Consider the following 26,879-nt stretch of genomic DNA (forward strand, 5'->3'; position numbering starts at 1 on the left):
ACGACGTTGAGCCGTATGCCCCTCGGAAAATTGCCGCCCGCGACGGCAGTTCAGCATCCATAGGGCTGAGCAATTACCTTCGCGCGTGTACACCACCGGCGTCAACCAAAACCAGATCTGCAGTACCACAGTGGTAACCTGCCCGATGTCGCGAGAAAACACGTTGAACATGCCGAGCATAATCCCGAGACCGAACGCAAACATTGCGATCAGCACCGTTCCGATCGGGAGCAGGAACCAGGCTAGCCCAGGTAGCTGGCCGAAAAATAAGAAAACCACCGCGATCGCGGCGAGCAGGAGGACGTGATTGACGAGTGCGCTTCCCAGGATAATAACGGGCAGGCACAATCGTGGGAACGCGATTTTCTTGAGCGGCGCCGAATATTCAATAAAGACCGTTAGGCAACGGTTCACGATCTCGCTGAATAAGCCCCAGGCCGACATGCCGGCCATCAGGTAGATAGGATAAGCCGCCTTGTTGTCCGTCCCTGGGATGCGTGCGCCGAGAATTTCGGCCAGCACGACGGCGAAGATTGTTGCCTGAGCAAGCGGATGGAGAACCGACCACAGGAGACCCAGACGGGACCGGGCATAGCGCGCCATGAACTCGCCCCGGATCGAACTTAGGATGAAGTAGCGATACCGCCACAGAGCAACAAAAATCTCGCGCATTGATCAATACGTATGCTCACGCCTAAGCGCATTTTGCTTTCTTCGTCTTTGGCACAAGAGTGTGAATCCCCGATGATCCTCCATTGTCTCCCTCGTTCGTCCCCTGCACGGATCACCAACATGCAGTGCTGCTGTTGGCGTGTTCAAGTTGGCTGGACTAAATCGGCCTGTGTTCAGGAAGCAGAATAGAAACTGACTGTACATACCATTGGCGCGTATCGCGCAACAGAGATTGTTACGGAATAGGATCCAAGCCGCGCCAGAGTGTATTATTCGACTTTTTAGCACCCCGTGATCGGCGATTCAAGAGCGCTTCGCAATGAGGTCTGTGCAGCGCAAATTGCTGACGCCGAAGACGTTCGCAATACAGTCGAAGCAGCGAGCCAGTCAGTGATTTTACGCTTGTAATCTTGTGCTCTGGTGAAATCCGTCGATCCTCAATCGTAGACTGACTCATCTTTGATGGGGACGACCCGAGAGCTACGGTCGGAATCGGAAAACGATCGCCTTTGTGGCCGGGTTCACCGAAAACGAAAAGATTGCTCTGTCTGTCCAGGACGGGCCATCGACCCCGAGGCCTCTGAGAGCTATTTCCTGTGCATTCTCGTTCCCGCGCTCAGGCCCGGCGACGTCGTCATCATAGACAATCTCTCGAGCCACAAGGGCCCGCCGTCCGCGCGATGATGGAGGCGGCGGGCGCCAGCCTTCTCTAACTGCCGCCCTACAGCCCCGACGTCAATCCGATCGAAAACGCCTTCTCCAAAGCTGAAGGTCCCATCTCCGCAAGGCCGCCGAGCGAACCGACGGCCTCTGGGCCGCGAGCGGCCGCCTCGTCCGCACCTTCACCCCGGCGGAGTGTGCCAACTACTTCGCCAGCGCGGGCTACGATGCAGCATGATCGGATTCCGCTCCAGCCCGTCCGGCACGGCAGGTTGTGCAACGAGTCGTTCAGCGCACGAGAGACGGACGCCTTTTATACCGCGCCGCCTGCGGCGATGGCGTCGGCAAAGAGCCTAATTCTGGGCAAACCTGCGGTTTTTCCAGACTTGTGCCCCGTCCTGGAACAAAGAAATTGCGCGGCCGGAAAGCTGTTGAAATCTGCAAGCCTTTTCCAGTTCCAACTCCCATCCCCGACTATCGAGGAACTCGAACAGTGTCTGCTCGATGTCGCGACCATGTGTTCCGATGACCATCCGTCGGACGAGCCGATCAACATCGTTCGCAGCGTGTTCGATGACCGCAGCCTCGGCACCCTGAATGTCGATGTGGACAATGTCCACTGTCCTGTCGACTTCGCGCAGCAAGCTCGTCAGCGAGATGCATCGCACCTCTTCGGTCGGCTGGGCCCGGTTAGAGTTTCTAGTTTTGCTGTAGCTGCCGAACCCGGCTTCTGCGTCCCACTCCGAGCTTGGATCGGAGATCTTGCTGAATTCTGCCGTGCCGTCATAGGGACCGACCGCTGCGTGGATAATCCGATGGTATTTAGGGTCGAAGCTGTTGTCCTCGAAATGCTGATAGGCGAAGTCGACATGACTTCGAGCGGCTTCGACCGCGACGAGCAGAATGTCCCGCACACCACGGCGACGCGCGGCAACTGCACTTCCGATCGCAAAGGGCGCCCAACCAGCGCCGAGTTCAATGCAGGTGAACGAGGTCTGCACCTCCGCGACCGACCGAAGCACGCCAACCCACTCAACGGGGTCGTTTATGCCGGCGCGGTCAAGCCCGGGCCGTCCCTCGACGGTACCTTTGAACGCCAGATAGGGTTGCGGCAGGTAATCCATCCGAGTTTTCACGCCGAGGAAGTCGATGAAGAAATCCGGGTCGGGATCACACTGGACCGGCGGAAATTCCTTCAGCGTGTCCGACCACATTTCAGCAAGGCTGCGCATGGGTTGTGCCCGTAAGAGTTTGCTGTGCCGCAAACAGCATCTTGAAAACAGCAAGTCAAGCATCCCCGCACGTAGTAATGCCGAGAGGGAGCCCGCGGAGCACTCGTACTCGCTAGGTGTTGGATCCCGGGATCAGGTGGCGCGAACCAATTTTGAACCGGGTTGAGTCTTTCGTCCAGGCCTTGCAGATTGTGTCGAAGGGCGTCCTCCACCGGATCGCCTTCAGGTACTTGGCGACGTGTAGGCCGTGACGAAGCGCGTCGAAGCCCTTCCGCATGTCGGTGTGGCCGGTCGCCAGCCACACCCGCGTGCCGGTCGGAACCGGGATCATCGGCGCGACCGCCGCGGCCCCGCACCAGCGCCGTGATCAAGGCCGAGGCCATCGCCGGATAGACCGCGCGGCTGATCCGCATTCGCGCCCCGCCCGCCAACTCGATCTCCACCACGCCGTCCGAAGCGGGTGGTGGGAGCGCGGGCATTTGGGCCGTCGCGGTCGGATCGGTCGCGACCGTCACCGCGGCAAACGCCGGGGCGCTCTCTGCCGCGCTCCGATCAGGTCCAGACTCGCAAAGCTGCTGTCGCCACCGGAACAGCTGGCTCGCATGGATCCCGGCCGCCTGCGCCACATCGGACGCCGCCGTGCCACGCTCCAGCGCCGCCGCGACGATCCGTCCTTCTCCGTCCGTGACCACCGGCGACGCCGCTGTACCGACGTGATCACCTCAACCTGCGTCTTCGTCATAGAACTACTCCTTGTGATAGTCCTATGACTTCCGCCCCCGATTATCCGGTCAAGGCGGCCTCAACCGGACCGGTACGACCTATGTCGCGACCGTCTCGATCCACTCGACTCAAATCAAGGCCACTGCTCGGCGGCGGCTGAAAAAGGGGGCCTCAGGGTGGGCGATCGGCCGCTTGAGCAGCGGGCCGACGACGAATTCATGCCCAGACCAATCACTGCGGTTGGCCGCCCCCCTCTGTTGTTCTCGCGGGGCAACATCGACGAGATCGCGTTCGCGCCGGACGCTGATCGTCAAGGTCGGCCGATCACCGCCTCATCGCAGGCAAGGCCTACGATGCCAACAGCCTGCGCTGCTGCTGGCTGAGCGCGGCGCTACGGCGGCGATCCCGTCGATCACTAGCCGCAAGCAGCCGATCCTCCGACGAATGCTCTAACGTAAAGCTCGCATCGGCTGGACCGACTTCTTGAGGCACAGATGCAGCGCGCTGCGCGGCACTGACTGAATGTCATAGCTCAGGAACGCGAGAAGGAACTGCGTACCCAGGATGACCGGCAATGCCGAGTCATCACCGTGCCCGCCGTAGCAGGCTCATCCACTCCCCAGTTAGCCACACCGTAACTAACGCCGAACAGAAACAGGATGATCCCTAAAAAAAGCTGCACTGACGCTATGCTGAAATTACGAATGAAATAGTTATAAAGAATGCGCTTCCCAAAGTTGCGTAGATGCGCCAAGGCGAACCGGAAAATTTCACGATGCGGCTTAAGATGACTTTTCTCGTCGGCATAATACGAGTACATAGGAACGTCAACCACACGTGCGCTGATGATGTTAAGTCGGAATAAGAGGTCTGACTCGAAAAAATAGCGCTTTGATATCTTCTCAATCGGGAGGAGGTCAATCAGGCTGGCATGGATTGCGATGAAGCCGTTGGCAGGGTCGAATAGGTTCCAATAACCAGTTGAGAACTTTGCTAAGAACGAAAGGCCTGCATTGCCGACCAGCCGGACAAGCGGCATGCTCGATAGCCCTTCCAGCTCGAAAAAACGGTTCCCCTTGGTATAATCCGCCTCCCCCGACAGAATGACGCCGGTGAATGCCGGAATAAACGATGGGTCCATTTGCCCGTCGCCGTCGATCTTCACTATGACGTCGGCGCCATCAACTGTAGCCTGCTTCATGCCGACCAAAGTCGCACCTCCGACGCCGAGATTTACCTGGTTGTAGATAATCTTCAGGCGGGGATCTTGAATTTGGTTCTGGACGAACCGGCCGCTGCCGTCGGGACACGCATCGTCGATGATGTAGATCGCCGTTACCTCCGGACCGATACGGTCCAGCACCGAGAGAATATGCGCGCATACCCGATAACACGGGATGACGACAGCAATCGTGGCGTTTCTATACGGAGATTGTGGATTGTTCATGATGCGCCGCTGCCTGATGCGCTCGAACGGCTATGTGTATGGAGCTGCATCTTCATGAACAGCATTCCTCAAGTCTTCTGAGGTGAATGTCGAACTCCATTTGGCATTTCCAGGTGGGTGAATCTGCAGCCTAGTGTGCGGCGTTATGCCGATGCGGGGCTCCACTGGGTCCCGTCCGCGGCATAGGTGCTGGAGAGAAGTTGAGTGCCGTTCATCAGGTTCTGAATTATTGCTCCGGAGGAGACATAACGCCACATGATGTCACATTTGCTGTCCCCGTTATAATCGCCGGTTCCGACGACCGACCAAGCGTTGCCGTCCGCCGCATAGGTGCTGGAAAGGATTTTCGCGCCGCTCATTAGGTTCTCTATTACAGCGCCGGTCGGCGCATAGCGCCATAAGATATCACAGCTTCCGTCTCCATTGAAGTCGCCCGTCCCTGCAACCGACCAAACGTTGCCATCAGCTGCGTAGGCACTAGAGATAAGCTGCGAGCCGTTCATTAAGTTTTCGACAACAGCACCCGTCTGCCGGTGACGCCACAAAATGTCGGAATTGCCGTCCCCGTTGAAATCACCCGTGCCGACAACCGCCCAGGTATCGCCATCCGCGGCGTAGGTGCTGGATAGCAGCTGCGAGCCGTTCATTAAGTTCTCGACAATAGCGCCGGTCGGAGAGTAACGCCACAAGACATCGTAATTTCCGTCACCGTTGAAGTCGCCCGTGCCGACGACAAGCCATACGTTGCCATCGGCGGCATAAGTGCTGGATAAAATTTGAGAGCCGTTCATTAGATTCTCGATAACGGCACCGGTTGGTGCGTGTTGCCACAGGATATCGCAGCTGCCGTCACCGTTGAAATCACCCGTGCCAACCACCGACCATAAATCCCCATCGGCGGCGTAGGCGCTAGAGAGAAGTTGCGAGCCGCTCATTAGGTTTTGAATCACGTGCCCGCTGCTGGTATTGCGCCAAAGAATGTCCGAGCAGTTGTTGCCGTCGAAATCGTTCTTCGGCCGCTCGCGCAACGCCATCGTCTTGTCGGTGAACTGCACCACCTCGACATTGGTCAGCGTCTCGGTCTGGCCCGAGGCCGCGATGGTCCAGCTTCCGTTGGCGTTGTGGGTCAGGCTCGCCGAGCCGGACGCGACGTTGAAGATCGTCTTGTCCCAGCCTGCTCCGCCATTGATGGTATCGGTGCCGCCGCCGCCCCGAAAGACGTTGTTGTAGCTGCTGCCCGTGATCGTGTCGTTGCCGGACCCGCCGATCGCCGTCTCGATCACGGTGTCGGTGGCGATGCAGATGTTGTCCACCATGCCGTTGCAGCTGGTGAACGTGCCGGGGGTCAGGTTGATCGTCGACGCCGAGGTGTAGCCCGACAGGTCGAGGGTGTTGCCGGTGCCGCCGTCCCAGAGGGTGATGACGGGGTGCGCATTGGTGGTGAAGTCAAAATACGGCTTGATCGATCCGGTGATGTTGCAGTTGAAGCCGAACACTTGGCCGCCGCTCACCAGCGGGCCGGAGGTGGGGCGGCCATAGAGGCGCTGGGCCGCGATGATGTCGAGCGCCATCGGGGTCGTCGGCTCGTAGTAGTAGCCGGACGAGTTCCAGCCCCAGTTCGCCCCGCTGACCGGGTAGGAGTTGTAGTACTTCGCGGAGGTGTCGGTCGGGTCGATATAGGACATGATCGACCAGAGCCGGGTGTCGTAGGCGCTGTACTGCTGGGTCGACGAGGTCACGTTGCCGTTGTAGGCGCCGCCATGGCCGAGCCCGATCAGATGGCCGATCTCATGGACAAGGGTCTGGTAGGTGTACCCACCGTAGGTGTCGAACGACGATCCGATCGGGCCGAAGCCTGCGACGCTGGTGTCGATCGAGATGTAGACGCCCGAGCCCGGGCTGCCGGCCGTGCCAGAGCCGACCGTGGTCGACGTCAGGCTGGGATTCGTCTCGTAGGCACTGCCGTCGCTGCCCCGCTTGAACGTGAAACTCGCGGCGCCGGCGCTTGCCGCCTGAGCGAACGTGATGTTGCATTCGGCCGACCAAAGGTCGAGGCCGGACACGAGCGCTGCTTTCTCGGTGGTCGTCCAGTTCGACGTGGCGTCGAACCAGTAGTAGACGGTACCGCCCGACGTGCCCGAGGTGCTCAGCGTCGTGCTGCCCCACTTGTTGGCATCCGAGGTCGAGCTGTAGGTGGCAGGCTTGTTGCCGTTCCAGGTCCAGAAGCTGGTCGCGGCGATCTTGGCGCCCGAGGTCACGCCCGAGATGAAGGCGATCTCGGCTTCCGCGCCGCTCGGGATGGGAGCCACCGACGCGCCGCCGACCGCGGCGAACGAGGTGCTCGCGGCGGAGCCGACGGGCGCCGAAGGATCGACGGGCGACCGCATGGGAATCATGCCGTGCGACGCCGCGTCCTCTTGCTGCCCGAGGAGGGCGGCCGGCGGCCGGGACTGGGTGCGCCAGGGGATGGGCGACGGTTCGCTGGGATCAAAGGAGTCTGAAAACGGTCGGGCCTGCATGACGTCCTCCGAATCTCCGGCGGCGGCTGCGCCCAGATCGGCTCGAATCATCTCGAAATCGCGCGCGTACGGCGAACCGGCTCGCTCTTGCGAGGCTGCTCGCGACTCGCGCAGACATTCAAAGCAACAATCATTTACAATTTCTACCCGCGAACGACCCGCGCGAATACGCATTGCGCCTCATCGGGGCGTTTCACCGCTTATCTGACTTGTATGACGCGGGATGGAGGAGCGGCCCCAAGGGCCACCGTCACGGCTCCCGCAATCCCTCGTCTAGGCCCTTCATGATGGGCCATAGTACGTAAGAGATAACCCGCCTCGTCCCCACCTTGATCTCGGCCGAGACGGTCATGCCGGGAAGCAGGCGGAAATGGGTCGGGACGTTGCGCAGGGTCGTGTCCGTCAGGGTGACGCGGGCCTTGTGGAACTGGGCGGCCTCGGTGCGCTGCGGGTCCTGGCCCTCGCTGCGGCCGGGCCGGAAGGCGTCGGCGCTGATGGTGGCGACGCGGCCGCGGGCGGTGCCGTGCTGCTGGAACGGGAAGGCGTCGAGCTTGACCCGCACCTCGTCGCCGACCTTGACGACGCCGATGTCGCGCGGGGCGATCCGCACCTCGGCCTCGAGCGGCGCATCGAGCGGCACCAGCGTGAAGAGAATCTCCGCCTCGCGCAGCACCGAGCCGATCGAGCGTTGGCCGATCTCCTGGACGACGCCGTCCTCGGGCGCGGCCAGCGTGACCATGTCGCGGCGACGCAGCGCCTTGTTGAGCTCCTCGACCGCCGCCTCGCGGTCGCGCCGCACCGAGACCAGCTCGTCGGCCACCTTCTCGCGCCACTCCTGCACATAGGCGTCGCGCTGGGCGTTGATGCTGCTCGCCTGGTGCTGCAGCTCGGCGATCTTGCCCTCGCCCTGGATTTTCTCGCGCTCGGTGGCGATGAGCTGGGCCTTGGCTTCCACCAGCCGGAGCTGGGTCTCGTATTCGCGCACCACCATGGCCTGGCGCATGTCGACGATCTGCTGCAGCAGGGCGAGGCGCGCCGTCGCCTTCTCGATGTCGGCCCGGGTGGCGGCGAGCGAGGCGCCGATCCGCGACAGCTCCTCGTGGAAGGTACGCAGCCGCGCCGCATAGGTCTGCTGGCGCTCGTTGAACAGCGACTGCTCGAGCCGCTCGGCTCGATCGGGCTCGCCCTGCGGCCGGTAGTCGGCGTTGCGGATTTCCGCCTCCAGGCGGGCCTGGCGGGCCTTGTGGGTCGCCACCTTGGTCTGCAGCTGCTCGAGGTCGGCCTGGGCGAAGGTCGAATCGAGCGTCGCCAGCACCTGGCCCTTGCGGACGATGTCGCCCGGCTTGACGTGGACGGCCCGAATGCCGACCCGCTCCATGGGCTGGATGACCAGCGCCGGCTCCACCGTCACCAGCTCGCCCCGGGTGATCACGATGCGGTCGATGTCGGCGAGCGACGCCCACACCAGGGCCGTCAGCAGGAAGGCCGTGATGGCGTAGAGGATCCACCAGTGCGCCCGGGCCGGCTCCTCCTCCTCCAGCGCGATGGCGGCCGGCTGGAACTCGCGCGCCACGGCGGGCTTCACCGCCGGCTTGTCGGTCCCGCGGGGGCCCGGCGGCGCGGAGTCCCGGTTCGTGGGCGAGCGCGGTGCGTGCATCTCAGCGCAGGAAGCTGGTTTGGCGGGCCCACAGCTGCTGGTAGGGAGCGCAGTCCTTCAACAGCTCGGGGTGCGACCCTAGGCCGGCGACGCCGCCCTTGTCGAGGACCACGATCTTGTCGGCCTCGACCAGCGATGCCAGCCGGTGCGAGATCATGATCAGGGTGCGGCCGCGCGCCATCCCACGTAGATTCCCGTAGACGATCGCCTCGCTTTCCGGATCGAGCGCACTGGTCGCCTCGTCGAACAGTAGGATGCGCGGCTGGCGCAAGAGCGCCCGGGCGATCGACAGGCGCTGCCGCTGCCCGCCCGAGAGATTGGAGGCGTTCTCCTCCAGCATCGTGTCGAAGCCCTTGGGCAGCCGCTCGACGAACTCCAGCGCGCCGCCCAGCCGGGCCGCCTCGACGATCTGCTCGATGCTGGCGTCCGGTCGGCCCATGCCGATGTTCTCCCGGATGGTGCCGCGGAACATGAAGCTGTCCTGCAGCACCACGCCCATGTGCTGGCGCAGATGGACGAGGTCGATCTCTCGGATGTCGGTGCCGTCGACCCGGATGACGCCGCCCTGGGGCACGTAGAGCCCCTGGATCAGCCGGGTCAGCGTCGTCTTGCCGGCCCCCGAGGTGCCGACCAGCCCGTAGAAGCCGCCCGCCGGGATCTTGAACGAAACGTCGCGCAGGACGCTGGGCAGGCCCGGGCCGTAATTGAAGCCCACGTCGGCGAGCTCGATCTCGCCCCGGATGGCCGGGCGGTAGCCGCGCTGGCCGTCGCGGCGCTCCGGCGCCTGGTTCATCACGCCGGCCAGCATCCGGATGGCCAGCGCCGTCTCCTGATACTCGTTGACCAGGCCGATGAGCTGGACGAGCGGGTTGCTCACCCGGTTGGCCAGCATCTGGAAGGCGACCAGGGCCCCGATCGTGATCTCGCCGGCGAAGACCAGATGGGCGCCCACCATGATCACGGCGACCATCAGGAATTTTTCCAGGAAGCCGGTGACGGCCTGGGCCGTGATCGAGATGCGCCCCACCTCGAACTGGGTCCGCACCGTGTCGGCGGTGCGCTCGTCCCAGTCGCTGCGCTGGCGCGGCTCCAGGGCCAGCGCCTTGATGGTGGCGATGCCGTGGATGCTCTCGGTCAAAAAGGCCTGGCGCTGGGATTCCGCCTCGTAGAGCTTGAGGAGACGACGCCGCAGGGCGGGCAGCATCACGGCGATGCTGCCGCCGATCAGCACCGAGAACAGCAGCACGAGCAGCGTCAGCGTTCCGCTGTAGAGCAGCAGGACCGGGAGAAACACGAACAGCGCGATGGCGTCGAGAAGCGTCAGGAACAGCCGGCCGGAGAGGAACTCACGGATCCGCTGCACCTGCTGCATGTGGCGAACCAAGACGCCGGCCGGGATGCGGTCGAAGAAGGCGACCGGCAGCATCATCAGGCGCCCGAATGTGCGCCGGGCCGTGCGCACGTCGATGCGGTTGCTGGCATAGAGCAGCAGGAAGCGGCGCAGGAACCCGAACGTCGCCTCGAAGCCGAGCCCCAGCGTCACCGCGATGCCGAGCACCCACAGCGTCGACGTCCCCTCGTGCGGCAGCACCTTGTCGATGACGAGCTGGAAGAAGATCGGGACGACCAGCCCGAGCAGATGAAGCATCACGGCGGCGAGGCCGACGCCGATGAAGAAGCGGCGCTGGCGCACCAGCTCCGGCACGAACCAGGTGAGCCCGAAGGGCTGGTCCGGATCGGTGATCCGGCGCACCGGCTGGACGAAGATCAATTCGCCGGTCCAGTTCGGGCCGAACTGCTGCGGCGTCAGCGTGATGATGCCCTGGGCCTTGGCCAACGGATCGAGGATGCCGATCTGGTCGCCCTCCGGCCCGCGCCGGACGCCGAGGACGATCAGGGTCGAGCCGTCCTTGATGCGGGCCAGCACCGGGAAGGCGGGCCCGAGCGCCACGAGCTGGTCGATGGTCAGCTCCGCCGACTTGCCCCGCATCCCGCTCGCCCGCACGAGCCGGACCAGCTCCCGGGCCGAGGGCTCGTGGTTCCCCAGCGAATGGTCGTGGATCAGCCGCTCGACCGACAGGTCGACGCCCGCCTGTCGTGCGATCCACACGAAGCAGTGCAGGGCGGTCTGGGGACGTGGTGTGGGCTGCTCGAGCATGTCGCGCGAATCGGTGAGGCTTCGCCAGTCATACTCGACCCACAGTGCCTCCGCTAACCAGGAGTGAGAGTGTGATTTATCTCAGATCTTTGCCGGTCCGGCTCTCGAAGGACTCTGCAGTCTAACGCCTGCGCCTCCGCCATTCTCGTCGATGAATTCCACACCTGCATCTTCGAGGGCTCTGCGGATCGCTAAGCTGTTCGCCTGAGTTAGCGTCATTTCATTATCAGCGATTTCCGCCCGGCGAATGGTCCGAAGGCTGACGGAAGAGGTCCGAGATAGATCTTCAGCGGTCCACTTGATCAGGGCTCGTGCGGCTCGGATCTGAGCGCTCGTTAAAACAGTCCGGGGAACATTTTCGTGTTGACCCAATTAGTGACATATGGCACTTTAAGTGCCATCTCCCCTTCTGAGAACGATAGAGCAATTTATGATGACACCAACACTCTGCTGCTCAACAGAAACGCGCCGCTCCTTCCTTGGCGGCTCGGACGCCCGGACCGTCATGGGACGGGACGATCGGGCGCTGCTGCGCCTGTGGCGAGAGAAGCGGGGCGACGTCGCGCCGCGTGATCTCTCGAACGAGCTCATTGTCCAGCTCGGACACGCGACCGAGCCGCTCAATCGGCGCTGGTACGAGAAGAAGTCCGGGTACCGGGTCGGCCACGTCCAGGAGCGCATGGTCCATGTCGCGCTGCCCTGGATGGCCGCGACCCTCGACGGGATCGTCGAGGAGACCGGCGCGGTGTTCGAAGCGAAGTTCATGCTGCCCTGGTCGTTCTCGGAATCGGTTGCGGTCAGGAAGCACATGGCCCAGCTCCAGCACAATATGCTTGTGGCCCGGGCCCGCTCGGCGGTGCTGTCGATCATCACCGGGGGCGGCAAGTGGGTGCTCCTCGAGGTTCAGGCCGATCCACTCTACCAGACGATCCTGCGGGCCGTGGAGAAGGCGTTCTGGCGGTGCGTTCAGACCGGAGAGCCGCCGCGCGTGTGGGACGACGAGCTGCCGGAGCCTCGGATTGGGGCAATGCGGGTGGTCGACATGGCGGCCTCCAACACCTGGGCGGAGTATGCGGCCCTGTTCCGGAGCACCCGGCCGGCGTCGCTCGACCACCAGCGGGCGCAGGCCGAGCTGCGGGCGCTCGTGCCATGGAACGCATGTGAGGCGTCCGGCCACGGGGTCCGAGCCATCCGCACCGAGGCCGGCGTGGTGACGGTCGGGCTGTCGGTGCGTGGAGCGGGAGAGCCCTCGGGCCCTGTCGGTGGTGAGCCCCCAACGCTCGTCGTTGGTCTGCCCTCGGGTCTGGTCGGTCTCGATGGGGCGTCTCCGGTCAGTTCGGTAGGCGAACCCCTCCTGCGGCCCGGCGCGTCTCAGGAGGGAGCGAGCCCGGCGTCCGAGGCTGTTCCGGCTCGTCGGGGTGATGATCGCGACGGCTGGGTGGACTTCCCTCCCGCCGAGGACTCTACCGGCTCCGGCTCCGGCTCCGGCTCCGGCTCCGGTCTCGGCGCCGGCCCCGGCGTGCGGGCTCCCGGGCGAGAGGGCGCGGCAGAGATCAGGGAGGGCGACACGACCGTCCCGACCGGTCGCATCGACAAGAGCCTTCTCTCGATCGCCACGCCCAAGCGCTACCGCGACAAGGCCCATCTCGGCTTCGTCGCGCGGCGACGCTGCCTCGTCTGTGGGCGCAAGCCCTGTGACCCGCACCATCTGCGCTTCGCCCAGCCGCGGGCGCTCGGGCGCAAGGTCTCGGACGAGTACACGGTTCCGCTCTGCCGCACCCACCACCGGGCGCTCCATCGCTCCGGCGACGAAAGGACCTGGTGGGCGGCCGTTGCGATCGAGCCCATCGCGATCGCCCAGTCTCTGTGGTCGTCGTCACGCCGCGCCCGGCATGCTCGCCACCAGGCCGGAGTGTCGACCGCTCCCGAGGCGACCGACGGGGGCCGTCACGTCCCGGAGGCGCTGCGCTCCGGCCGGGCATCGCACCTTGGTGGCGATCGCTCCGGCCCAGACCGCACTGGCTCCGATCGCTCCGGCCCGGACCGCTCGGGCCCGGACTCCGCCTCGGCGGCGTGACGCCCGGCGCAGGTCTCTCGCCCGACGCCCTGCGGATTCTCCTCTCCACCACCCCCCAAGACCCACCCAAAACCGGACCACCGGAGGCTTTGCCATGCGCGCCGACAAGAACGAGTCGATTCTCGGCTACAGGATGCCGCTCATCCGCGATCTGCTGCGCCGGATCTCCGGCCATGTCTGGACCGACGAACGGATCGCCCGGCATTTCCACACCACGCTTCACAAGGCGTCGCGCTTCGCCGATGCGCTCGTCGAACGCGGCTTCATTGAAGAGGCGCGGGATGTTCCGCGCGCGACGCGCGGGTTCGTGCTCACCGACCTTGGGCACCGGTTCTGCGCCGCGACCTTCCTGAAGCCCATCACCAGGACCCAAGCCGACGCTCTCCTGGCCGATCTCCTGGTGCGGATCGAGGCGATCAATGCGCGCGACGAGCTCGTCTTCCGGATTGCCGAGGTCCATGTGTTCGGCAGCTACTTTCGGGGAGCCCCGGAGGTCGGCGACGTCGATCTCGCGGCCCGCCTCACGCCCCGCCGGCCGGGCCTGAGCTGGCGCCAGGAGTCGCTCGATCGCGCCCGCGACAGCGGTCATGTCAGCCTGACCTACAAGCGCATGCTGACCTTCGGCGCGAACGAGATCTTCAAGCTGATGCGGGGACGGACGCGCTACCTCCACGTCACGCTCTGGGAGGCGTTCCAAGTGCTCGACCAGCCGAGCCGGCGCATCTATCCGCCCATGCGGGACGGCGAAGCCGAGAGCGGCACCATGAGCGGGCAGGGCGGCGGACCTGCTTCGACCGATCCGTTGGCCGGCGCCGGCGTGTCGCCACGGGACGGCCATCCTGCTCCGAAGCCGGTGGTTCCGTTCGATCCCGTTCCGCTCAGGCCCGCCGCGTGATCGCGCCGACCCGCAGGGCGACGTCGCTCGCGGGTCCTCCACCCCAATCGCAATGATCAGACGAGGTGCGCGCATGAGCGATCCCCCGAAAGCGAAGCCCGTTTGCGGCTACACGAGCCATGAAATCCGCGACATCCTGTGTCGGATCGGCGATGAGATCTGGCCCCCGCGTGACTTCGCCTCGCGGCTGATGCTTCCGCCTCGCGAAGGCGCTGAGCTCGCCCAGGCTCTTCTCGCGCAGGGTTACGTCGAACCGACGAAGGGGTGGCGCGCCGACATCGGACGTCCGTCCGGCCTCGAGTTGACGCCCCTCGGCCGCCGGCTGACCCGCCAGAGCAGGCTTCGGCCGATCTCACGTGAATGCGCCGCCGCCATCATCGGCGAGATTCCGGCCCGCATCGACGACGCCAACAGCCGGTCGGCGTTCATGCACCGGATCGTCGACGCCCATGTGGTCGGAAGCTGGTGCCGCGGCGACGACGAGGTCAGCGTCGTCGACGTTGCGGTCCGTCTCGTGCTGAAGGGCGATCTCGCCCAGCGAACCAAGGGCATCACGGATCCGGACGACACCGCGGCCCAACTGTTGGTTCGGTGGCTGCTCGCCAGCGTCTCCGACGTTCTGTCGCTTGTGAAGCGTCGGACGCCCCACCTGCGAGTCTATGACTACCGGCGATCGTCGTCTCTCGGCTCCTGGACCGAGCGGATCTATCCTCCAACTGAGGGTTGAGCTCTGTGGTTCTTCGCGCGCGAGGATCTCGCATCTGGTCGCGTCGGGGAGGGACGGGCACGATTGTTATCGCCAAGAGCCGGCGATGGTCTGCGCCCACTCGGCTGACATCTGACACGGCGATCAGGCTCCATTCCTCCTCCGTGCGGACCCTCGACGGGGCGCCCTGGCTCGTGGCGGCCGACGTGTGCCGGGTGGTGGGCATCGTTCACGCCTAGAAGGCGGTCGCCACGCTGCCCGTGCAGGTCGGGGACCGAGTGCTCGATCGACGACACCCGTTTGATGAATCCGCGGAAGGACGGTCGAATGTCGATCCGCGGAGCGTCGAGCAAGGGCCGTCCAGCATCGCAGCCATTCACTCGGCCGTGATGCGCGCCTCGCGCACCACGCGCTCCCACTTGCGCGTCTCCTCGGCCATGTAGGCCGCCATCTCCTCCGGAGTCGAGCTCACCGCCTCGAGCCCCGTGTTGGAGATGCGGGTCTTCACCTCGGGCTTGCCGAGCGCTGCGATGGTCGCGACGCTGAGCGCCTTGACGATCTCCGGCGACGTGCCGGCCGGTGCGAGCAGGCCTCCCCACGCCATCGCCTCTGCCCCGTGGAAGCCGGCTTCCGCCATGGTGGGCACGTCGGGAATGGCCGGATTTCGCTTGTTGCCGGTGACCACGAGCGCCCGCAGGTCGCCGTTCTGCACCGAGGCCGCGACCGTCGGCACCTGCACCATGATCACCTGGAGATGACCGCCGAGCAGATCCGAGAACGCCGCGGCGCTGCCCCGGTAGGGCACGTGCTGGAGGTCGATGCCGGCGATGAGCTTGAACAGCTCCATCGCCGTGTGGGTCGAGGCACCGTTGCCGCTCGAGCCGAAGTTCATTTTGCCCGGCTGAGACTTCGCCAGCGCCACGAACTCCTGGATGGTCTTCGCCGGGATCGACGGGCGCACCACCAGCACGAGGTCCGAGGTGTAGACCATCGACACGGGCGTCAGATCCTTCACCGGATCGAAGCCCATGTTCTTGTAGAGGAACGGATTGGTCGTCAGAAGTCCGGCCGCGCCGAGCAGCAGAGTCAGCCCGTTCGGCTCGGAGTGCGCCACGAAGGCACCGCCGATGTTGCCGGCAGCGCCGCCGCGGTTCTCGATCACGACCGTTTGCTTGAGCGGCTCGGCCATCGCCTCGCCGCAGATCCGCGCCGCGATGTCGGTCGCCCCTCCGGCCACATAGGGGACGATCATCTTCACGGGCCGGGGCGGCAACCAGTCGGCCCGGGCGAAGCGATCGCCCAGGAGCACGGCGGGCGCGGCGCAGCTCGCGACGTTCAGGAAGCGGCGGCGGGTCAGCATCTAACTCTCCCTCGTGTCTGTTCTTGTGTCGCAGGCTTCTCGGTGACGGCCGGCTCAGGATGGCGCGCGATCCCGCCGGCCCGCGAGGTCGCGCGACACGGCGGGCAGCACGCCGCCGCCCGCGAGGTCCGCCGCCTCCTCGTCGGTGTCGATCCGGCAAAGAACCGGCACCTCGACGACGCTCCCGTCCGCACGACGAAAGCGCGCCGTCGCTGTGGCGCCCGGGCGCAGCATCGCGAGGCCGAGGATGTCGACGGTCTCGAATCCGTGGAGCCCGAGCGCGGCGAGGCCCTGCCCATCTGCGAACTGCAGCGGCAGCACGCCGAGCGCGACCAGGTTGGCGCGATGGATGCGCTCGAAGCTCTCGGCCAGCACGGCCGAGACACCGAGAATCCGGGTGCCCTTGGCGGCCCAGTCGCGGGCCGAGCCGGCCCCGTAGTTGCGCCCCGCGACCACGACCATGGGCGTGCCGGCGTCGCGATACTGCTGCGCGGCCGCGTGGATGGTCGTGATCTCGCCACCGGCCGTCAGACGGGTGAATCCCCCTTCCCGCTCGGGCACCAGCCGGTTGCGCAGGCGCAGATTGGCGAAGGCGCCGCGCGCCATGACCTCGTGATTGACGCGCCGGGCGCTGTAGGACTGCAGCCCGGATGCCGTCTCGCCATGGGCGATCAGCCAGGCGGCCGCCTCGGACTCTGGCGGGATGCGCGACACCGGCGAGATGTGGTCGGTCGTCACGTCGTCGCCGAGCAGCGCCAGCATCCGGGCGCCGCGAATGTCGCCCGTGAGAGCAGGCACGGCCAGACGGCCGGCCGCGAAGGGCGGTGGCCGCATGAACTGGCTACCCGGCTCCCAGGCGAAGCGCTCGCCTTCCGGTGCCGCGATCGCGGTCCAGGCCGGCGGGCCGTCGAAGGCGGTCGCGGCCCGCGCCGCATAGCCCTGCGGCGTCACCACGGCGGCCGCGGCGGCGACCGTCGCGTCGTCGGGCCACAGATCCGCCAGCATCACGGGCCGCCCGTCGCTTCCGACACCGACGGGATCGCGTGAAAAGTCGCGGCGCATGTCGCCGGCCAGCGCGTAGGCGACGACGAGCGGCGGCGAGGCCAGATAGGCGGCGCGGATCAGCGGATGGATGCGGCCTTCGAAGTTGCGGTTGCCCGACAGCACCGCGGCGACGTCGAGCTTGTCGGTGCGGATCGCCGTCTCGATCTCGGGCGCGAGCGGGCCGGAATTGCCCATGCAGGTCATGCAGCCGTGGCCGACCAGCGCGAAGCCGAGCGCCGCCAGGTCGTCGAGCAGCCCGGCCTCGGCCAGATAGTCGGTGACGACGCGCGATCCGGGCGACAGCGATGCCTTCACCCACGGCTTGGCGGTCAGGCCGCGCGCCCGTGCGGCGCGCGCCAGCAGGCCGGCCCGCAGCATGGCGTCGGTATTGGCCGTGTTGGTGCAGCTCGTGATCGCGGCGATGGCGACGTCGCCGTCGCGGATCGGACCGGTGACGGGCCGGAATCGGTCGGTGACCGGCAGCGACGCGGGCACGGCGGCGAGGCCGAGCCGCTGGGCCGGCCGCGACGGCCCGGCGACGCTCGGCTCGACACTCGCGAGGTCGAACTCCAGCGTCTCGTCGAAGCGGCGGCCCTCCGCCGCGTGCCACAGGCCCTGCGCCCGCGCATAGGATTCGACAAGCCCTACATGTGCTGCGTCGCGGCCGGTGAGGCGGAGATAGGCGAGCGTCTCGTCGTCGACCGGGAAGAACCCCATGGTAGCGCCGTACTCGGGCGCCATGTTGGCGACGGTCGCGCGGTCGGGCAGGCGCAGCGCGGCGAGGCCGGGGCCGAAGAACTCGACCACCTTCTCGACGACACCGTGCCGACGCAGCAGCGCGGTCAGCGCCAGCGCCAGATCCGTGGCGGTCGCGCCCGCCGGCATGCGGTTGAGAAGGCGCACGCCGACCACGGCCGGCACCCGCATCGTGACGGCGCGGCCCAGCATGGCGGACAGCGCCTCGATGCCGCCGACGCCCCAGCCGAGCACGGCGAGCGCGTTGACCATGGTGCTGTGGCTGTCGGTGCCGAGCATCGTGTCGGGCCGGGCGATGCCGTCCCGCACCGTCACGACCTGCGCCAGCACCTCGAGATTCATCTGGTGGCAGATGCCGCGGCCGGGCGGCACCACGCGCAAGGCGGAGAAGGCGCGCTCGGCCCAGCGCAGGAACCGGTAGCGCTCGGCGTTGCGCTCGAACTCGATGGCGAGGTTGACGTCGTTGGCGTCCGGCGACCCGTGGCGATCGACCTCCACCGAGTGATCGACGACGAGATCGACCGGGATCAGCGGCTCGACGACGGCGCCGGCGGGCGCCTCTTCGCGCAGCGCCGCGAGGTCGGCCAGCACCGGGATGCCGGACGAATCCTGCATCAGGATGCGGCCCGGCCGCAGCCGCACCGCGACGTCGCGGCGGCGTGCCGCGATCGCCGCCACCGCCTCGATCTCGCCGTGGCGCAACGCGTCCTCGGTTAGGATCCTCAGGCTCACCGGCAGGTCACCGAGCCTTGCGATCCCGGCCTCTTCCGCCCGCGGCAGGGAGACGAAGGACGGGCCGCCGCCGGGCAGCACGTCCGTGAGATCTGGCGGTGGACCGGCCGGGGATCGAGTCACACCGGGCACCCCTTCGATCTCAGCAGCGCGTTGAACCGCTCGGGATCCGACTTGCCGGCGGCGTTGTCGGCCCGGATCTTGTCCTCGCGCGCGGCATGCGCTTTCGCGCGCGCAAGCAGGGCCTCGGCGTCGGTCGCCGGCACGACGATGACGCCGTCGGCGTCGCACAGCACGAGGTCGCCCGGGTTCACGACCATGCCGGCGCAGGCGATGGGCACGTTGACCTCGCCCGGGCCGTCCTTGCTGGGACCACGATGGGTGTGGCCGCGCGCATAGCAGGCGATGCCACCCTCCGCCCATTCGGCGATGTCGCGCACCGCGCCGTCGAGCACGAAGCCAGCGATGCCGCGCGCGATCGCCGAGGTGCGCATCAGACCGCCGATCAAGGCCTGGCTGACGTCGCCGCCGCCGTCGACAAGAATCACGTCGCCCCGCTGCGCCATCGCGATCGCCACGTGGATCATCAGATTGTCGCCCGGCCGCACCCGCACGGTCAGGGCCGGTCCGGCCACCGTCAGCTTCAGGTCGTCGTGATAGGCGCGCAGCCCGACGGCGCCGATGGCGCGACCGAGATTGTCGCTCGCATGCGCGGTCGGCACGCCTTTGAAGGCTGCGATCAGCGCGGGCGATAGCACCGCGGTGCGCGGAGCCACTTTGTAGCCGGGCGGCCAAGCCTTGGTCTCGGTCACGGGCGGTTGTCCTTTCACGAATTCGGCAGGAGTTCGGGCCGGGTTTTCGACAGCGTTTCGGGATTGACGCAGACGGCCGGATTCACTGGGCGTCCGTGGATCACGGCGAGCGCATGCTGGGCCGCGGTCCGCGCTGTCGCGTCGAGCGCCGCGTCGGTCGAGCCGCCCATATGCGCCGTCATCACGACGTCCGGGCGAGTGCAGAGCGGGTGGGTCGGCGGCAGCGGCTCGGACGCGAAGGTGTCGAGGCCGGCGCCGGAGAGCTGGCCGCTCTCCAGCGCCGCGACCAGGGCCGCTTCGTCGACCAGTCCGCCGCGGGCCGTGTTGATCAGCACGGCGCCACGCGGCAGCGCCGCGAGCTCGGCCGCGCCGATCAGGCCACGAGTCTGAGCCGTGAGCGGCACATGCAGCGACAGCACATGGCTGCGGAGCAGCAGCGCCGCGAGGCTGTCGACTCGCTCGACCGCGAGATCGGGATCGGCTGCGGCGACCGGATCGAAGGCGATCACCCGCATACCGAGCCCGAGCGCAGCGCGCGCCACCGCCTTGCCGATGCCGCCGAAGCCGACCAGCCCCAAGGTTTTGCCGGCCATCTGCAGGCCGTTGCCGCTGCGGTCCCAGGTGCCGGCCCGGATCGCGGCGTCCTGCACCGTGATGCGGCGGGCTGTCGCGAGCATCAGGCCGACGGCGAGCTCGGCCACCGACTGGCCGTTGCCGGCCGGCGCGATCAGCACTGGGATGCCGCGGGCGGTCGCCGCGGCGAGGTCGACATTGTCGAAGCCGACGCCGTGGCGCGACACGACCTTCAGACCGGGCCCGGCGGCCGCGAAGGCCTCGGCGCCGAACGGCAGGGTGCGCGAGATGACTCCGTCGATGCCCTCCTGCGCGAGGTGCTTCAGCATCTCGGGCACGCCGCCGCCCTTGCTGGTGAAGAGGACGCGGCAGCCTTCGGCGCGAAGGACATCGAGCCCGGCCGGAGCGAGGGTCGGAACCGTGACGAGGATGGTGGTGGGCATGCGGGACGCGATCCGATCCGATGAAGCTGACATGGTTTGCCCAAACCCAGTGGCAGGTCTAGTTTCTAATTTTCACCGTTCGTTAGCTTCCAGGAAACGATCGAGGCGGTGCGATGGACATCCGCGACCTGTTCTATTTCGAGACCATCGCGCGGCTCGGCCATCTCGGCCAGGCGGCAGCCGAGCTCGGCCGCACCAAGCCGGCGTTGAGCAAGTGCATCCGCCGACTGGAGGACCAGGTCCGGACGCCGCTGTTCGAGCGCACCGGCCGGCGGCTGCGACTGACCGAGGCGGGGCGCACGCTGCTCGACCACGCCTTGCGCATGCGCGTCTCGATGGCCGACGCGCTCCGTCACGTGTCCGAACAGGCGACCGGCCGCGGCGGTCACGTCCGGCTCGGGCTCGGGACCTCGATCGGCGAGACGCTGTTGCCCCCGATGGCACGCTGGTTCCGCGGCGAGGCGGCCGGGCTGTCGCTCGGGCTGCAGGTCGGGATGAACGACGCGTTGCGGCGCGACCTCGCCGACGACCGGCTCGACGGCATCATCACCACGGCGATGCCGGACGACGACGCTCGCTTCATGCGGGAGGACTGGGCCGAGGACGACGTCGTGGTCGTCGCCCGAGCCGGCCATCCGCTGGATCGCAAGGGCCGCGTCGACATCGGCGCGATGGCGCGCTTCGACTGGGTGCTGACCGGGCGCACCGTCGCAAGCCGGCAATGGCTCGACGGCGCCTTCGTGGCGCAAGGCTACGCGCCGCCGCGGGTGCGAGTCGAGGTCGGGGCGGCGCAGCTGCTGCCGACTTTCCTAACCGAGACCGACATGTTGAGCTTCGCGCCACGCCGCAGCCTGCGGGCCGGGCGCCTGGGAAACGGGTTGGTGGAGCTGCACAATCCGCAAACCACCATGCACCGGACTTTGAGTTTCCTCTATCGCAATGGCGGCTATGTCTCTCCGGCCCTACGGCGGCTGACATCGGTCTTGCGTGCCGCCATCGACGCGGATGCGGTGGGCATGGCACCACCGAGGTCGCGCTCCCGTCCGGCCAGCCCGGACTGACGACCGCGAACAGGCGCTCGTTGCGCAGGTGGCGCCCGTCGTGGAGCACTACAATCTCGGCGGCAAGACCAAGTGGCACGGCGCCGCGCTGCTGCGCTTCTCGGCACGAGTTCGAACCGGATCCCGCCTTCCAGTGCCTCGGCTGGCGCGTTCGGGCTCGCCGAGATCGAGCCCTACTACGACGAGGCGAAGCGCATGCTGCACGTCACCCGGTTCGCCAACGAGCCGGAGCTGCAGTCGGTGATCGACAGGATCGTCAATGACGATCCGGCCTGGCGTCCGGAGCCGCTGCCGCTCGGGCTCAAGCCCGAGATCGTCGACGATCCGCAGGAGGCCAAGCACTTCGACGGCTACGCCTCGGTTGCCGGCTACAAGGGCGGTTCCGAGCAGTGCTTCATTGCGCCGATCGAGACCGCACCGAACTTCCGCCTGATACTCGACAAGGAGGTGACGGGCTTCCTGCACGCGAGTGACCGGCCCGATGTCGTCGAAGGGGTCGTTTGCGACGACGGCAGCTACTTCTTCGGCGACGCCGTCGTTCTCGCTTGCGGTGCGATGTCGTCGCCGCGCCTCCTGCAGGACTATTTCGACGTCACCGGGCTCGAGCGGACGCTGCCCTGTGCCGGAACGATCGGCCGCAACTTCCGCATGCACCTCGACAGCGCGCTCATCGTCTTCTCGCCGTTTCGTGATCACGACGTTCTGCGCAAGACGGCGATCTTCTTCAACGAGAATCACCCGCATTCGACCGTGCAGTGCCTCGGCTGGCTCGACGGCCAGCTGCTCGCGACCCAGCTTCCGGCGGCGACGCCGCCGTTCGGCAGCGACATGATCGGAGCCCGGGCGCTCGGCTTCTTCGTCACCACCGAGGACGGGTCGAGCCGCGACAACCGCGTGGTGTCCAATCGCGGCCACCGTCCGGTCCTCGACTACGAGTTCGACTGCATCGTCCCGTCGCGCGACGAGCACGCGGCCTGCATCCACGATTTCGAGCGCGCGCTGCGGCGCGCCGGCTTCGTCGGCACCAGCCGCTGGACCGAGCTCGCCGGCACCTCGCACGCGGTCGGGACGCTGGTGACCGGCACCGATCCGACGTCGAGCGTGGTCGATCCCGACGGCCGCGTGCACGGCATGACCGTGCTCTATGTCGGCGACGGCAGCATCCTGCCGCGCACCAGCCGGGTCAATCCGTCGCTGACCATCTACGCCTGGAAGCTGCGGCTCGGCCGCCGGCTCGCAGCCGGCTCACTGGCCTGAGGTCGACCGCCGGGCACCCTCCGGGTCGGGAGGATTACGCCCCGAGCCAAATGCGCCTCTGCACGCCCTCCGAAAAAATCCGATCGACGCTCGTGACCGATCGACGCCGAGATCCCGGAGCGTATCGACGACCTCAACGGCCGGTCGACCTTCATGCACCGGATCGTGGAAGCGCATGTGATCGGAAGCTGGTGCCGCGGCGACGACGAGGTCAGCGTCGTCGACATCGCGGCTCGGCTCGCGCTGAAAGGCGATCTCGTCCAAAGAATCAAGGGCATCACGGATCCGGACGACACGGCCGCGCACCTCACGATTCGATGGTTGCTCTTCAGCGTCTCCGACGTTCTGTCCCTGCTGAAGGGCCGGACCGCGCACCTGCGGGTCTATGACTACCGACACCTGTCGTCTCTCGGCTCATTCACGGAGCGGATCTATCCTCCAGCGCAAACCTGAATTCTGTCGGCCCCCGGCTGCCGCCACGAGAAGCTCGGATTCTCCATCGATTTCGTGCTGTCTCAGGCCTTCATCCGCCGCGCACCCGAACTGGAGCGGATAGACCGGCTGATCGCGGCGAAGGAGCGGACGCGGCAGGCCGGGCTCAACGCATTCTATCGGGTGCGGGAGCATTACGAAATCATGAGTCGCCTCGATGAGGAGCGTGGGGTGGCGCCGCTCCAATTGTCCGCGCCCTCGGTGGGCGACGCGGGGGTGGGCGTCGGAGCGGATGCGGCCGCATGACCCATTCGGAGAAGCGAACCGCTGTTCCTCGGGCTCGGCCAAGAGGATGCCATCCCGGACGGCACGACCTCGTAGCTGTTCGCGAGAAGCTCGCGCAGGCCGGGCTAGTGGAGATGCTGTTCGAGCGGTTCGACCGCCATCTGAACGCGAAGGGTACATCGCCCGCAGCAGCCAGATGGTGGATGCCACCATCGTGCCGGTTCCCCGGCAGTGCAACAGTCGAGACGAGAACGTCGCCGTGAAGGGCGGCGAGATGTCGCCGGACCGGGAGGAGAATCCAGCCAAGAACCGGCAGAAGGACAAGGACGCGCGCTGGACCAAGAAGCACGACAAGAGTTTCATCGGCTAAAAGCACCACGTGAACGCGGACGCCGCCCACAAGCTGATCCGGGACTTCGAGGTGACCGACGCGGTTCGCCGCCGATAGGGGCGAAGCGTTCGGCTTGTCCACTCCGCCGTGCCGCCGTCCGGCCGCACCAGTCGCGCCCGCGGAACAGTGATCCCGGCGGTCCCGAACATTCCGGCCAGCTTGCGCCTCCGCGTGCCGTGCACGTGTCCGACAGCTTGGAACGTGTCGACGATCACGAGACGGCCCGACGTTTAATTCAGGCCTGAACGCTTCGGGTTTTCGACGACTGATCGATCCAGCTGCCGGTCGGCCATGTGGGCGGTCGGGACTGCCTGCGAACGAAGCGTTCCGGGTTTCTGGTGAAGGCGTCGTCGAGGGTGCTCTGGCGGGCGTGGATATCGTCGGCTTGACCGGAATCGACTTGGTCCGGCGTCATCAGGCCGATTCCGGCGTGGTGACGGTTCTGGTTGTACCGGTCGAAGACCCTGCGGCAGAACCTCTCGGCTTCCCGGATACGGCCGAACCGGACCGGGCCGTGGCCGATATGGGCTCTTCAGTCGCTCATTTGTCCGTCTGGTCGTTTTTCCGGCCTGATCTCCGACATCGCACCCTAATCCTCCGCACGAGCAGTCGCAGGTGAGCTTCCGAAGAGATCCCGAGGGGATCTCCGGGGCAAGGCGGTCTGCGTCTGCACCATCGCCGGACTCCGTCCGCGGTCGCATCCGACGGACCGCTTCCGGCAGGACAATGAAAAGAAGGGATGAAACCTGATGACGAAAATCAACGAAACTCCGTCTCAGCAACTCGTCGCGGCCGCTCCCAAGTTGGGCAATCCGGCTGCCGTCGGGCTCGCCGCTTTCGGGATGACCACGCTGTTGCTGCAGCTGCATGCCCTGGGACTCGTCGGCATGGGTCCGGTGCTTTGGCTGGGTGTGTTCTACGGCGGTGCCGCCCAGGTCATGGTCGGCCTTCACGAGCACAAGAACGGCAACAACTTCGGCTACACGGTGTTCACCAGCTTCGGCTGCTTCTGGCTGTCCTTCTGCGGCATCGTCGTCGCCGGCAAATACGGCCTGTTTCCCGCCAGCAAGACCGATGTCGGCTGGTTCCTGGTCGGCTGGACGCTGTACAGCGGAATCATGACGATAGCCTCGATGCGCACCAGCAAGGTGCTGTTCGGGGCCTTCGCCACCCTGATGGTCGGGCTGGTGGCGCTGGTCGCCGAGCACTTCGGCGGCGGCGCGGCGATGACAACCCTGTCGGCCGTCTCCCTGCTCGGGACCGTCGCCTGCGTCTGGTACGTGATGGCGCACATCGTCTTCGCCGACATGTTCGGGCGCGACGTGCTGCCCGTGGGCAAACCCCTCGTCTGAGACAGACGCCCCTCGGCCCGGTCTCGTGGCCGCGTTTCGGCGCATCGACGACTTCGTTTCGACAAGGATGACATCTCATGGACAAAGTCAGGCAACTCGACGACATCATCGCCGGCATCAAGGACGGCGCAACCATCATGTTCGGGGGATTTCTGGGCGTCGGCTCCCCCCTCAAATCGATCGAGAAGATCGTCGCCAGCGGGGTGAAGGATCTGACCGTCGTCTCGGTCGTCAATTCCTATCCCGGCGGCGGCTTCGATCTGGCGCCGCTGTTCAAGAACCGGCAAGTCCGCAAGTTCGTCACGGCGCACACCGGCACCTGCCCGGAAGCGGTCGAGGCAATGAAGGCCGGCGACCTCGACGTCGATTTCTTTCCGATGGGAACCTGGATCGAGAAGGTTCGCGCTGCCGGCGCCGGTCTGGGCGGGGTTTTGACGCCCATCGGTCTCGGGACCCTGGTGGAAGACGGCAAGCAGCGGCTCGAGATCGACGGCAAGTCCTATCTGGTGGAGATGCCGCTCCGCGCCGATTACGGCTTCATCGCCGGCTATCGCGCCGACACCATGGGCAACGTCGAATACCGCGGCGTCAGCCTCAACAGCAATCCGGTGATCGCGACTGCCGCGGATTTCACCGTGGCCGAGGTCAACGAGATCGTCGAGGTCGGCGGCATCGACCCGTCGCGGGTCGGCACCCCTTGCCTGTTCGTCGATGCCGTCGTGCAAGGCCATTCGTTCGCCGAGCATCAGGCGGTCTTCGAACGCCTCTGGGTGAGCACCGGGCGCCTCGCGGCGCCGGCGACGGCAGCGTAGCAGAAAGGACTCTCGGTCATGGAAACGAAGGACGCCATTGCTCGACGAGCAGCCCTCGAACTGGCGAACGGCGAGGTCGTCAATCTCGGCTTCGGCATGCCGACCGCTGTCGCCAATCACATTCCCGAAGGCGTGAACGTCATTCTGCAGTCCGAGAACGGCTGCCTGATGTTCGGGCCGACGCCGGCGCTCGGCGAACAGGACGGCGACGTGGCCAATGCCGGCGGGCAGCCGATCACCCTGCTGCCGGGGGCGTCGATCTTCGATCTCGCCACCTCGTTCGGCATCATTCGCGGCGGCCACGTCGACACCACCATTCTCGGCGCTCTGGAAGTGGATCAGGAAGGCTGCATCGCCAACTGGGCCATGCCCGTCGCTCCGGGAAAGTACTCGCCCGGCATGGGCGGAGCCATGGATCTGGTCGGAGGCGCCCGCAAGGTGGTCGCCGTCCTGCAGCACGCCGACAAGAAGGGACGCTCCAAGGTCCTGAAGAAATGCACGCTGCCGATCACCGGCAAAGGGGTGCTGAAGACCATCATCACCGACAAGGCGGTGTTCGAGGTGACGCCGACGGGTCTCGTCCTGAAGGAGATCGCCCCGGAGCTGACGGTGGACGAACTGAAGGCGATCACCGACGCCGACTTCGCCGTGTCGCAGGATCTCTGCGAGTACCGGTTGCACTCCTGAGGCGCGTCCCGCCCGACGACGGCGGCGAGACCGTCCGCACACACACGGAGGAAGCGCCGCGGCGCCTGGCACACGGTGCCCGGTGCTCCTCCGGTCCTGCGCGAACGCCGTTTCGTCGCGTCTCGGTGCCGTGACT

At 66.2% G+C, this 26,879-nt stretch carries 20 protein-coding genes and 4 pseudogenes; 12 read left to right on the top strand and 12 right to left on the bottom strand.

Going from position 1 to position 26,879, the window contains the following annotated elements; translation table 11 throughout:
- Window positions 1-672 (bottom strand): ABC transporter permease (locus CH341_RS01080; protein WP_245430807.1); only part of this gene is annotated, 672 nt, incomplete at its 3' end.
- 603 nt (window positions 673-1,275) lie between these two features.
- Between CH341_RS01080 and CH341_RS35630 the strand changes: the two are divergent.
- A pseudogene (locus CH341_RS35630) lies at window positions 1,276-1,570 on the top strand (transposase); the annotation flags it as partial.
- A gap of 115 nt (window positions 1,571-1,685) precedes the next feature.
- Here the strand turns inward: CH341_RS35630 and CH341_RS01085 are convergent.
- The 7 genes and pseudogenes from CH341_RS01085 to CH341_RS01115 form a co-directional block, all read right to left on the bottom strand.
- Window positions 1,686-2,564 carry an FkbM family methyltransferase gene (locus tag CH341_RS01085; RefSeq protein WP_170149410.1) on the bottom strand — a complete coding sequence of 293 codons (879 nt, stop codon included), beginning with the start codon at window positions 2,562-2,564 and terminating at the stop codon, window positions 1,686-1,688.
- A 112-nt stretch (window positions 2,565-2,676) separates the two neighbouring features.
- Window positions 2,677-2,819, bottom strand: a pseudogene (locus CH341_RS35635) (IS481 family transposase); the annotation flags it as partial.
- A gap of 293 nt (window positions 2,820-3,112) precedes the next feature.
- Window positions 3,113-3,256: pseudogene (locus tag CH341_RS36350) on the bottom strand (transposase); the annotation flags it as partial.
- 563 nt (window positions 3,257-3,819) lie between these two features.
- Window positions 3,820-4,734, bottom strand: a complete 915-nt coding sequence (locus tag CH341_RS01100; protein WP_245430808.1) for a glycosyltransferase family 2 protein — start codon at window positions 4,732-4,734, stop codon at window positions 3,820-3,822.
- A 143-nt stretch (window positions 4,735-4,877) separates the two neighbouring features.
- Window positions 4,878-7,304: a M10 family metallopeptidase C-terminal domain-containing protein gene (locus CH341_RS01105; protein WP_170149411.1), complete on the bottom strand. Its 2,427-nt coding sequence runs from the start codon at window positions 7,302-7,304 to the stop codon at window positions 4,878-4,880.
- A gap of 199 nt (window positions 7,305-7,503) precedes the next feature.
- Complete coding sequence (locus CH341_RS01110; RefSeq protein WP_170149412.1) at window positions 7,504-8,838, bottom strand: HlyD family type I secretion periplasmic adaptor subunit; 1,335 nt, start codon at window positions 8,836-8,838, stop codon at window positions 7,504-7,506.
- Window positions 8,839-8,911: 73 nt separating this feature from the next.
- Entirely contained in the window at window positions 8,912-11,068 is a 2,157-nt protein-coding gene (locus CH341_RS01115; RefSeq protein WP_111417193.1) for a peptidase domain-containing ABC transporter, read from the bottom strand.
- A gap of 433 nt (window positions 11,069-11,501) precedes the next feature.
- On the opposite strand from CH341_RS01115, the gene CH341_RS35645 reads away from it, so the two are divergent.
- From CH341_RS35645 to CH341_RS01145, 3 genes are all read left to right on the top strand, one after another.
- A complete protein-coding gene (locus CH341_RS35645; RefSeq protein WP_281020956.1) occupies window positions 11,502-13,145 on the top strand; it encodes a YqaJ viral recombinase family protein in 1,644 nt (547 codons plus the stop codon).
- Window positions 13,146-13,239: 94 nt separating this feature from the next.
- Window positions 13,240-14,040, top strand: coding sequence for a hypothetical protein (locus CH341_RS01140; RefSeq protein ID WP_111417196.1), 801 nt, complete (start codon window positions 13,240-13,242; stop codon window positions 14,038-14,040).
- Between the two features lie 73 nt (window positions 14,041-14,113).
- On the top strand, window positions 14,114-14,767 hold the full coding sequence (locus CH341_RS01145; protein ID WP_111417197.1) for a hypothetical protein: 654 nt from the start codon (window positions 14,114-14,116) through the stop codon (window positions 14,765-14,767).
- Window positions 14,768-15,122: 355 nt separating this feature from the next.
- Here the strand turns inward: CH341_RS01145 and CH341_RS01150 are convergent, their stop codons facing one another.
- Genes CH341_RS01150 through CH341_RS01165 form a run of 4 tightly spaced genes read right to left on the bottom strand, consistent with a single transcriptional unit; the run spans window position 15,123 to window position 20,466 of the window.
- On the bottom strand, window positions 15,123-16,106 hold the full coding sequence (locus tag CH341_RS01150) for a Bug family tripartite tricarboxylate transporter substrate binding protein (RefSeq protein WP_111417198.1): 984 nt from the start codon (window positions 16,104-16,106) through the stop codon (window positions 15,123-15,125).
- A 54-nt stretch (window positions 16,107-16,160) separates the two neighbouring features.
- A complete protein-coding gene (gene acnA / locus CH341_RS01155; protein ID WP_425376136.1) occupies window positions 16,161-18,770 on the bottom strand; it encodes an aconitate hydratase AcnA in 2,610 nt (869 codons plus the stop codon).
- Window positions 18,758-19,450 (bottom strand): RraA family protein, encoded by a 693-nt coding sequence (locus tag CH341_RS01160; RefSeq protein WP_111417199.1) that lies wholly within the window; start codon window positions 19,448-19,450, stop codon window positions 18,758-18,760. The genes acnA and CH341_RS01160 overlap by 13 nt, the downstream gene beginning before the upstream one ends.
- Window positions 19,451-19,464: 14 nt before the next feature.
- Window positions 19,465-20,466, bottom strand: a complete 1,002-nt coding sequence (locus CH341_RS01165) for a hydroxyacid dehydrogenase (protein WP_111417200.1) — start codon at window positions 20,464-20,466, stop codon at window positions 19,465-19,467.
- Window positions 20,467-20,579: 113 nt separating this feature from the next.
- Here CH341_RS01165 and CH341_RS01170 point away from each other — a divergent pair, with 113 nt between their 5' ends.
- From CH341_RS01170 to CH341_RS01200, 8 genes and pseudogenes are all read left to right on the top strand, one after another.
- Window positions 20,580-21,527, top strand: a complete 948-nt coding sequence (locus tag CH341_RS01170; RefSeq protein WP_111417201.1) for a LysR family transcriptional regulator — start codon at window positions 20,580-20,582, stop codon at window positions 21,525-21,527.
- A 72-nt stretch (window positions 21,528-21,599) separates the two neighbouring features.
- On the top strand, window positions 21,600-22,784 hold the full coding sequence (locus CH341_RS01175) for a GMC oxidoreductase (protein WP_111417202.1): 1,185 nt from the start codon (window positions 21,600-21,602) through the stop codon (window positions 22,782-22,784).
- Between the two features lie 153 nt (window positions 22,785-22,937).
- On the top strand, window positions 22,938-23,237 hold the full coding sequence (locus CH341_RS01180; protein ID WP_111417203.1) for a hypothetical protein: 300 nt from the start codon (window positions 22,938-22,940) through the stop codon (window positions 23,235-23,237).
- 54 nt (window positions 23,238-23,291) lie between these two features.
- Window positions 23,292-23,522 (top strand): hypothetical protein, encoded by a 231-nt coding sequence (locus CH341_RS01185; RefSeq protein WP_111417204.1) that lies wholly within the window; start codon window positions 23,292-23,294, stop codon window positions 23,520-23,522.
- Window positions 23,523-23,546: 24 nt separating this feature from the next.
- Window positions 23,547-23,934, top strand: a pseudogene (locus CH341_RS35650) (IS5/IS1182 family transposase); the annotation flags it as partial.
- Between the two features lie 707 nt (window positions 23,935-24,641).
- Entirely contained in the window at window positions 24,642-25,244 is a 603-nt protein-coding gene (locus CH341_RS01190; protein ID WP_111417205.1) for an acetate uptake transporter, read from the top strand.
- Window positions 25,245-25,321: 77 nt separating this feature from the next.
- Window positions 25,322-26,056: a CoA transferase subunit A gene (locus CH341_RS01195; RefSeq protein ID WP_111417206.1), complete on the top strand. Its 735-nt coding sequence runs from the start codon at window positions 25,322-25,324 to the stop codon at window positions 26,054-26,056.
- A gap of 18 nt (window positions 26,057-26,074) precedes the next feature.
- Window positions 26,075-26,743, top strand: a complete 669-nt coding sequence (locus CH341_RS01200) for a 3-oxoacid CoA-transferase subunit B (RefSeq protein WP_111417207.1) — start codon at window positions 26,075-26,077, stop codon at window positions 26,741-26,743.
- Window positions 26,744-26,879 lie beyond the last annotated feature (136 nt).

Source organism: Rhodoplanes roseus, from assembly GCF_003258865.1.
Taxonomy (GTDB): Bacteria; Pseudomonadota; Alphaproteobacteria; order Rhizobiales; family Xanthobacteraceae; genus Rhodoplanes; species Rhodoplanes roseus.

Excerpts from the sequence above, each read along its gene's own strand:
- CH341_RS01085 (WP_170149410.1), bottom strand. The coding sequence starts at position 2,564 with ATGCGCAGCCTTGCTGAAATGTGGTCGGACACGCTGAAGGAATTTCCG.
- CH341_RS01100 (WP_245430808.1), bottom strand. The coding sequence starts at position 4,734 with ATGAACAATCCACAATCTCCGTATAGAAACGCCACGATTGCTGTCGTC.
- CH341_RS01105 (WP_170149411.1), bottom strand. The coding sequence starts at position 7,304 with ATGATTCGAGCCGATCTGGGCGCAGCCGCCGCCGGAGATTCGGAGGAC.
- CH341_RS01115 (WP_111417193.1), bottom strand. The coding sequence starts at position 11,068 with ATGCTCGAGCAGCCCACACCACGTCCCCAGACCGCCCTGCACTGCTTC.
- CH341_RS35645 (WP_281020956.1), top strand. The coding sequence starts at position 11,502 with ATGACACCAACACTCTGCTGCTCAACAGAAACGCGCCGCTCCTTCCTT.
- CH341_RS01140 (WP_111417196.1), top strand. The coding sequence starts at position 13,240 with ATGCGCGCCGACAAGAACGAGTCGATTCTCGGCTACAGGATGCCGCTC.
- CH341_RS01145 (WP_111417197.1), top strand. The coding sequence starts at position 14,114 with ATGAGCGATCCCCCGAAAGCGAAGCCCGTTTGCGGCTACACGAGCCAT.
- CH341_RS01150 (WP_111417198.1), bottom strand. The coding sequence starts at position 16,106 with ATGCTGACCCGCCGCCGCTTCCTGAACGTCGCGAGCTGCGCCGCGCCC.
- CH341_RS01165 (WP_111417200.1), bottom strand. The coding sequence starts at position 20,466 with ATGCCCACCACCATCCTCGTCACGGTTCCGACCCTCGCTCCGGCCGGG.
- CH341_RS01170 (WP_111417201.1), top strand. The coding sequence starts at position 20,580 with ATGGACATCCGCGACCTGTTCTATTTCGAGACCATCGCGCGGCTCGGC.
- CH341_RS01180 (WP_111417203.1), top strand. The coding sequence starts at position 22,938 with ATGCACCGGATCGTGGAAGCGCATGTGATCGGAAGCTGGTGCCGCGGC.
- CH341_RS01190 (WP_111417205.1), top strand. The coding sequence starts at position 24,642 with ATGACGAAAATCAACGAAACTCCGTCTCAGCAACTCGTCGCGGCCGCT.
- CH341_RS01195 (WP_111417206.1), top strand. The coding sequence starts at position 25,322 with ATGGACAAAGTCAGGCAACTCGACGACATCATCGCCGGCATCAAGGAC.
- CH341_RS01200 (WP_111417207.1), top strand. The coding sequence starts at position 26,075 with ATGGAAACGAAGGACGCCATTGCTCGACGAGCAGCCCTCGAACTGGCG.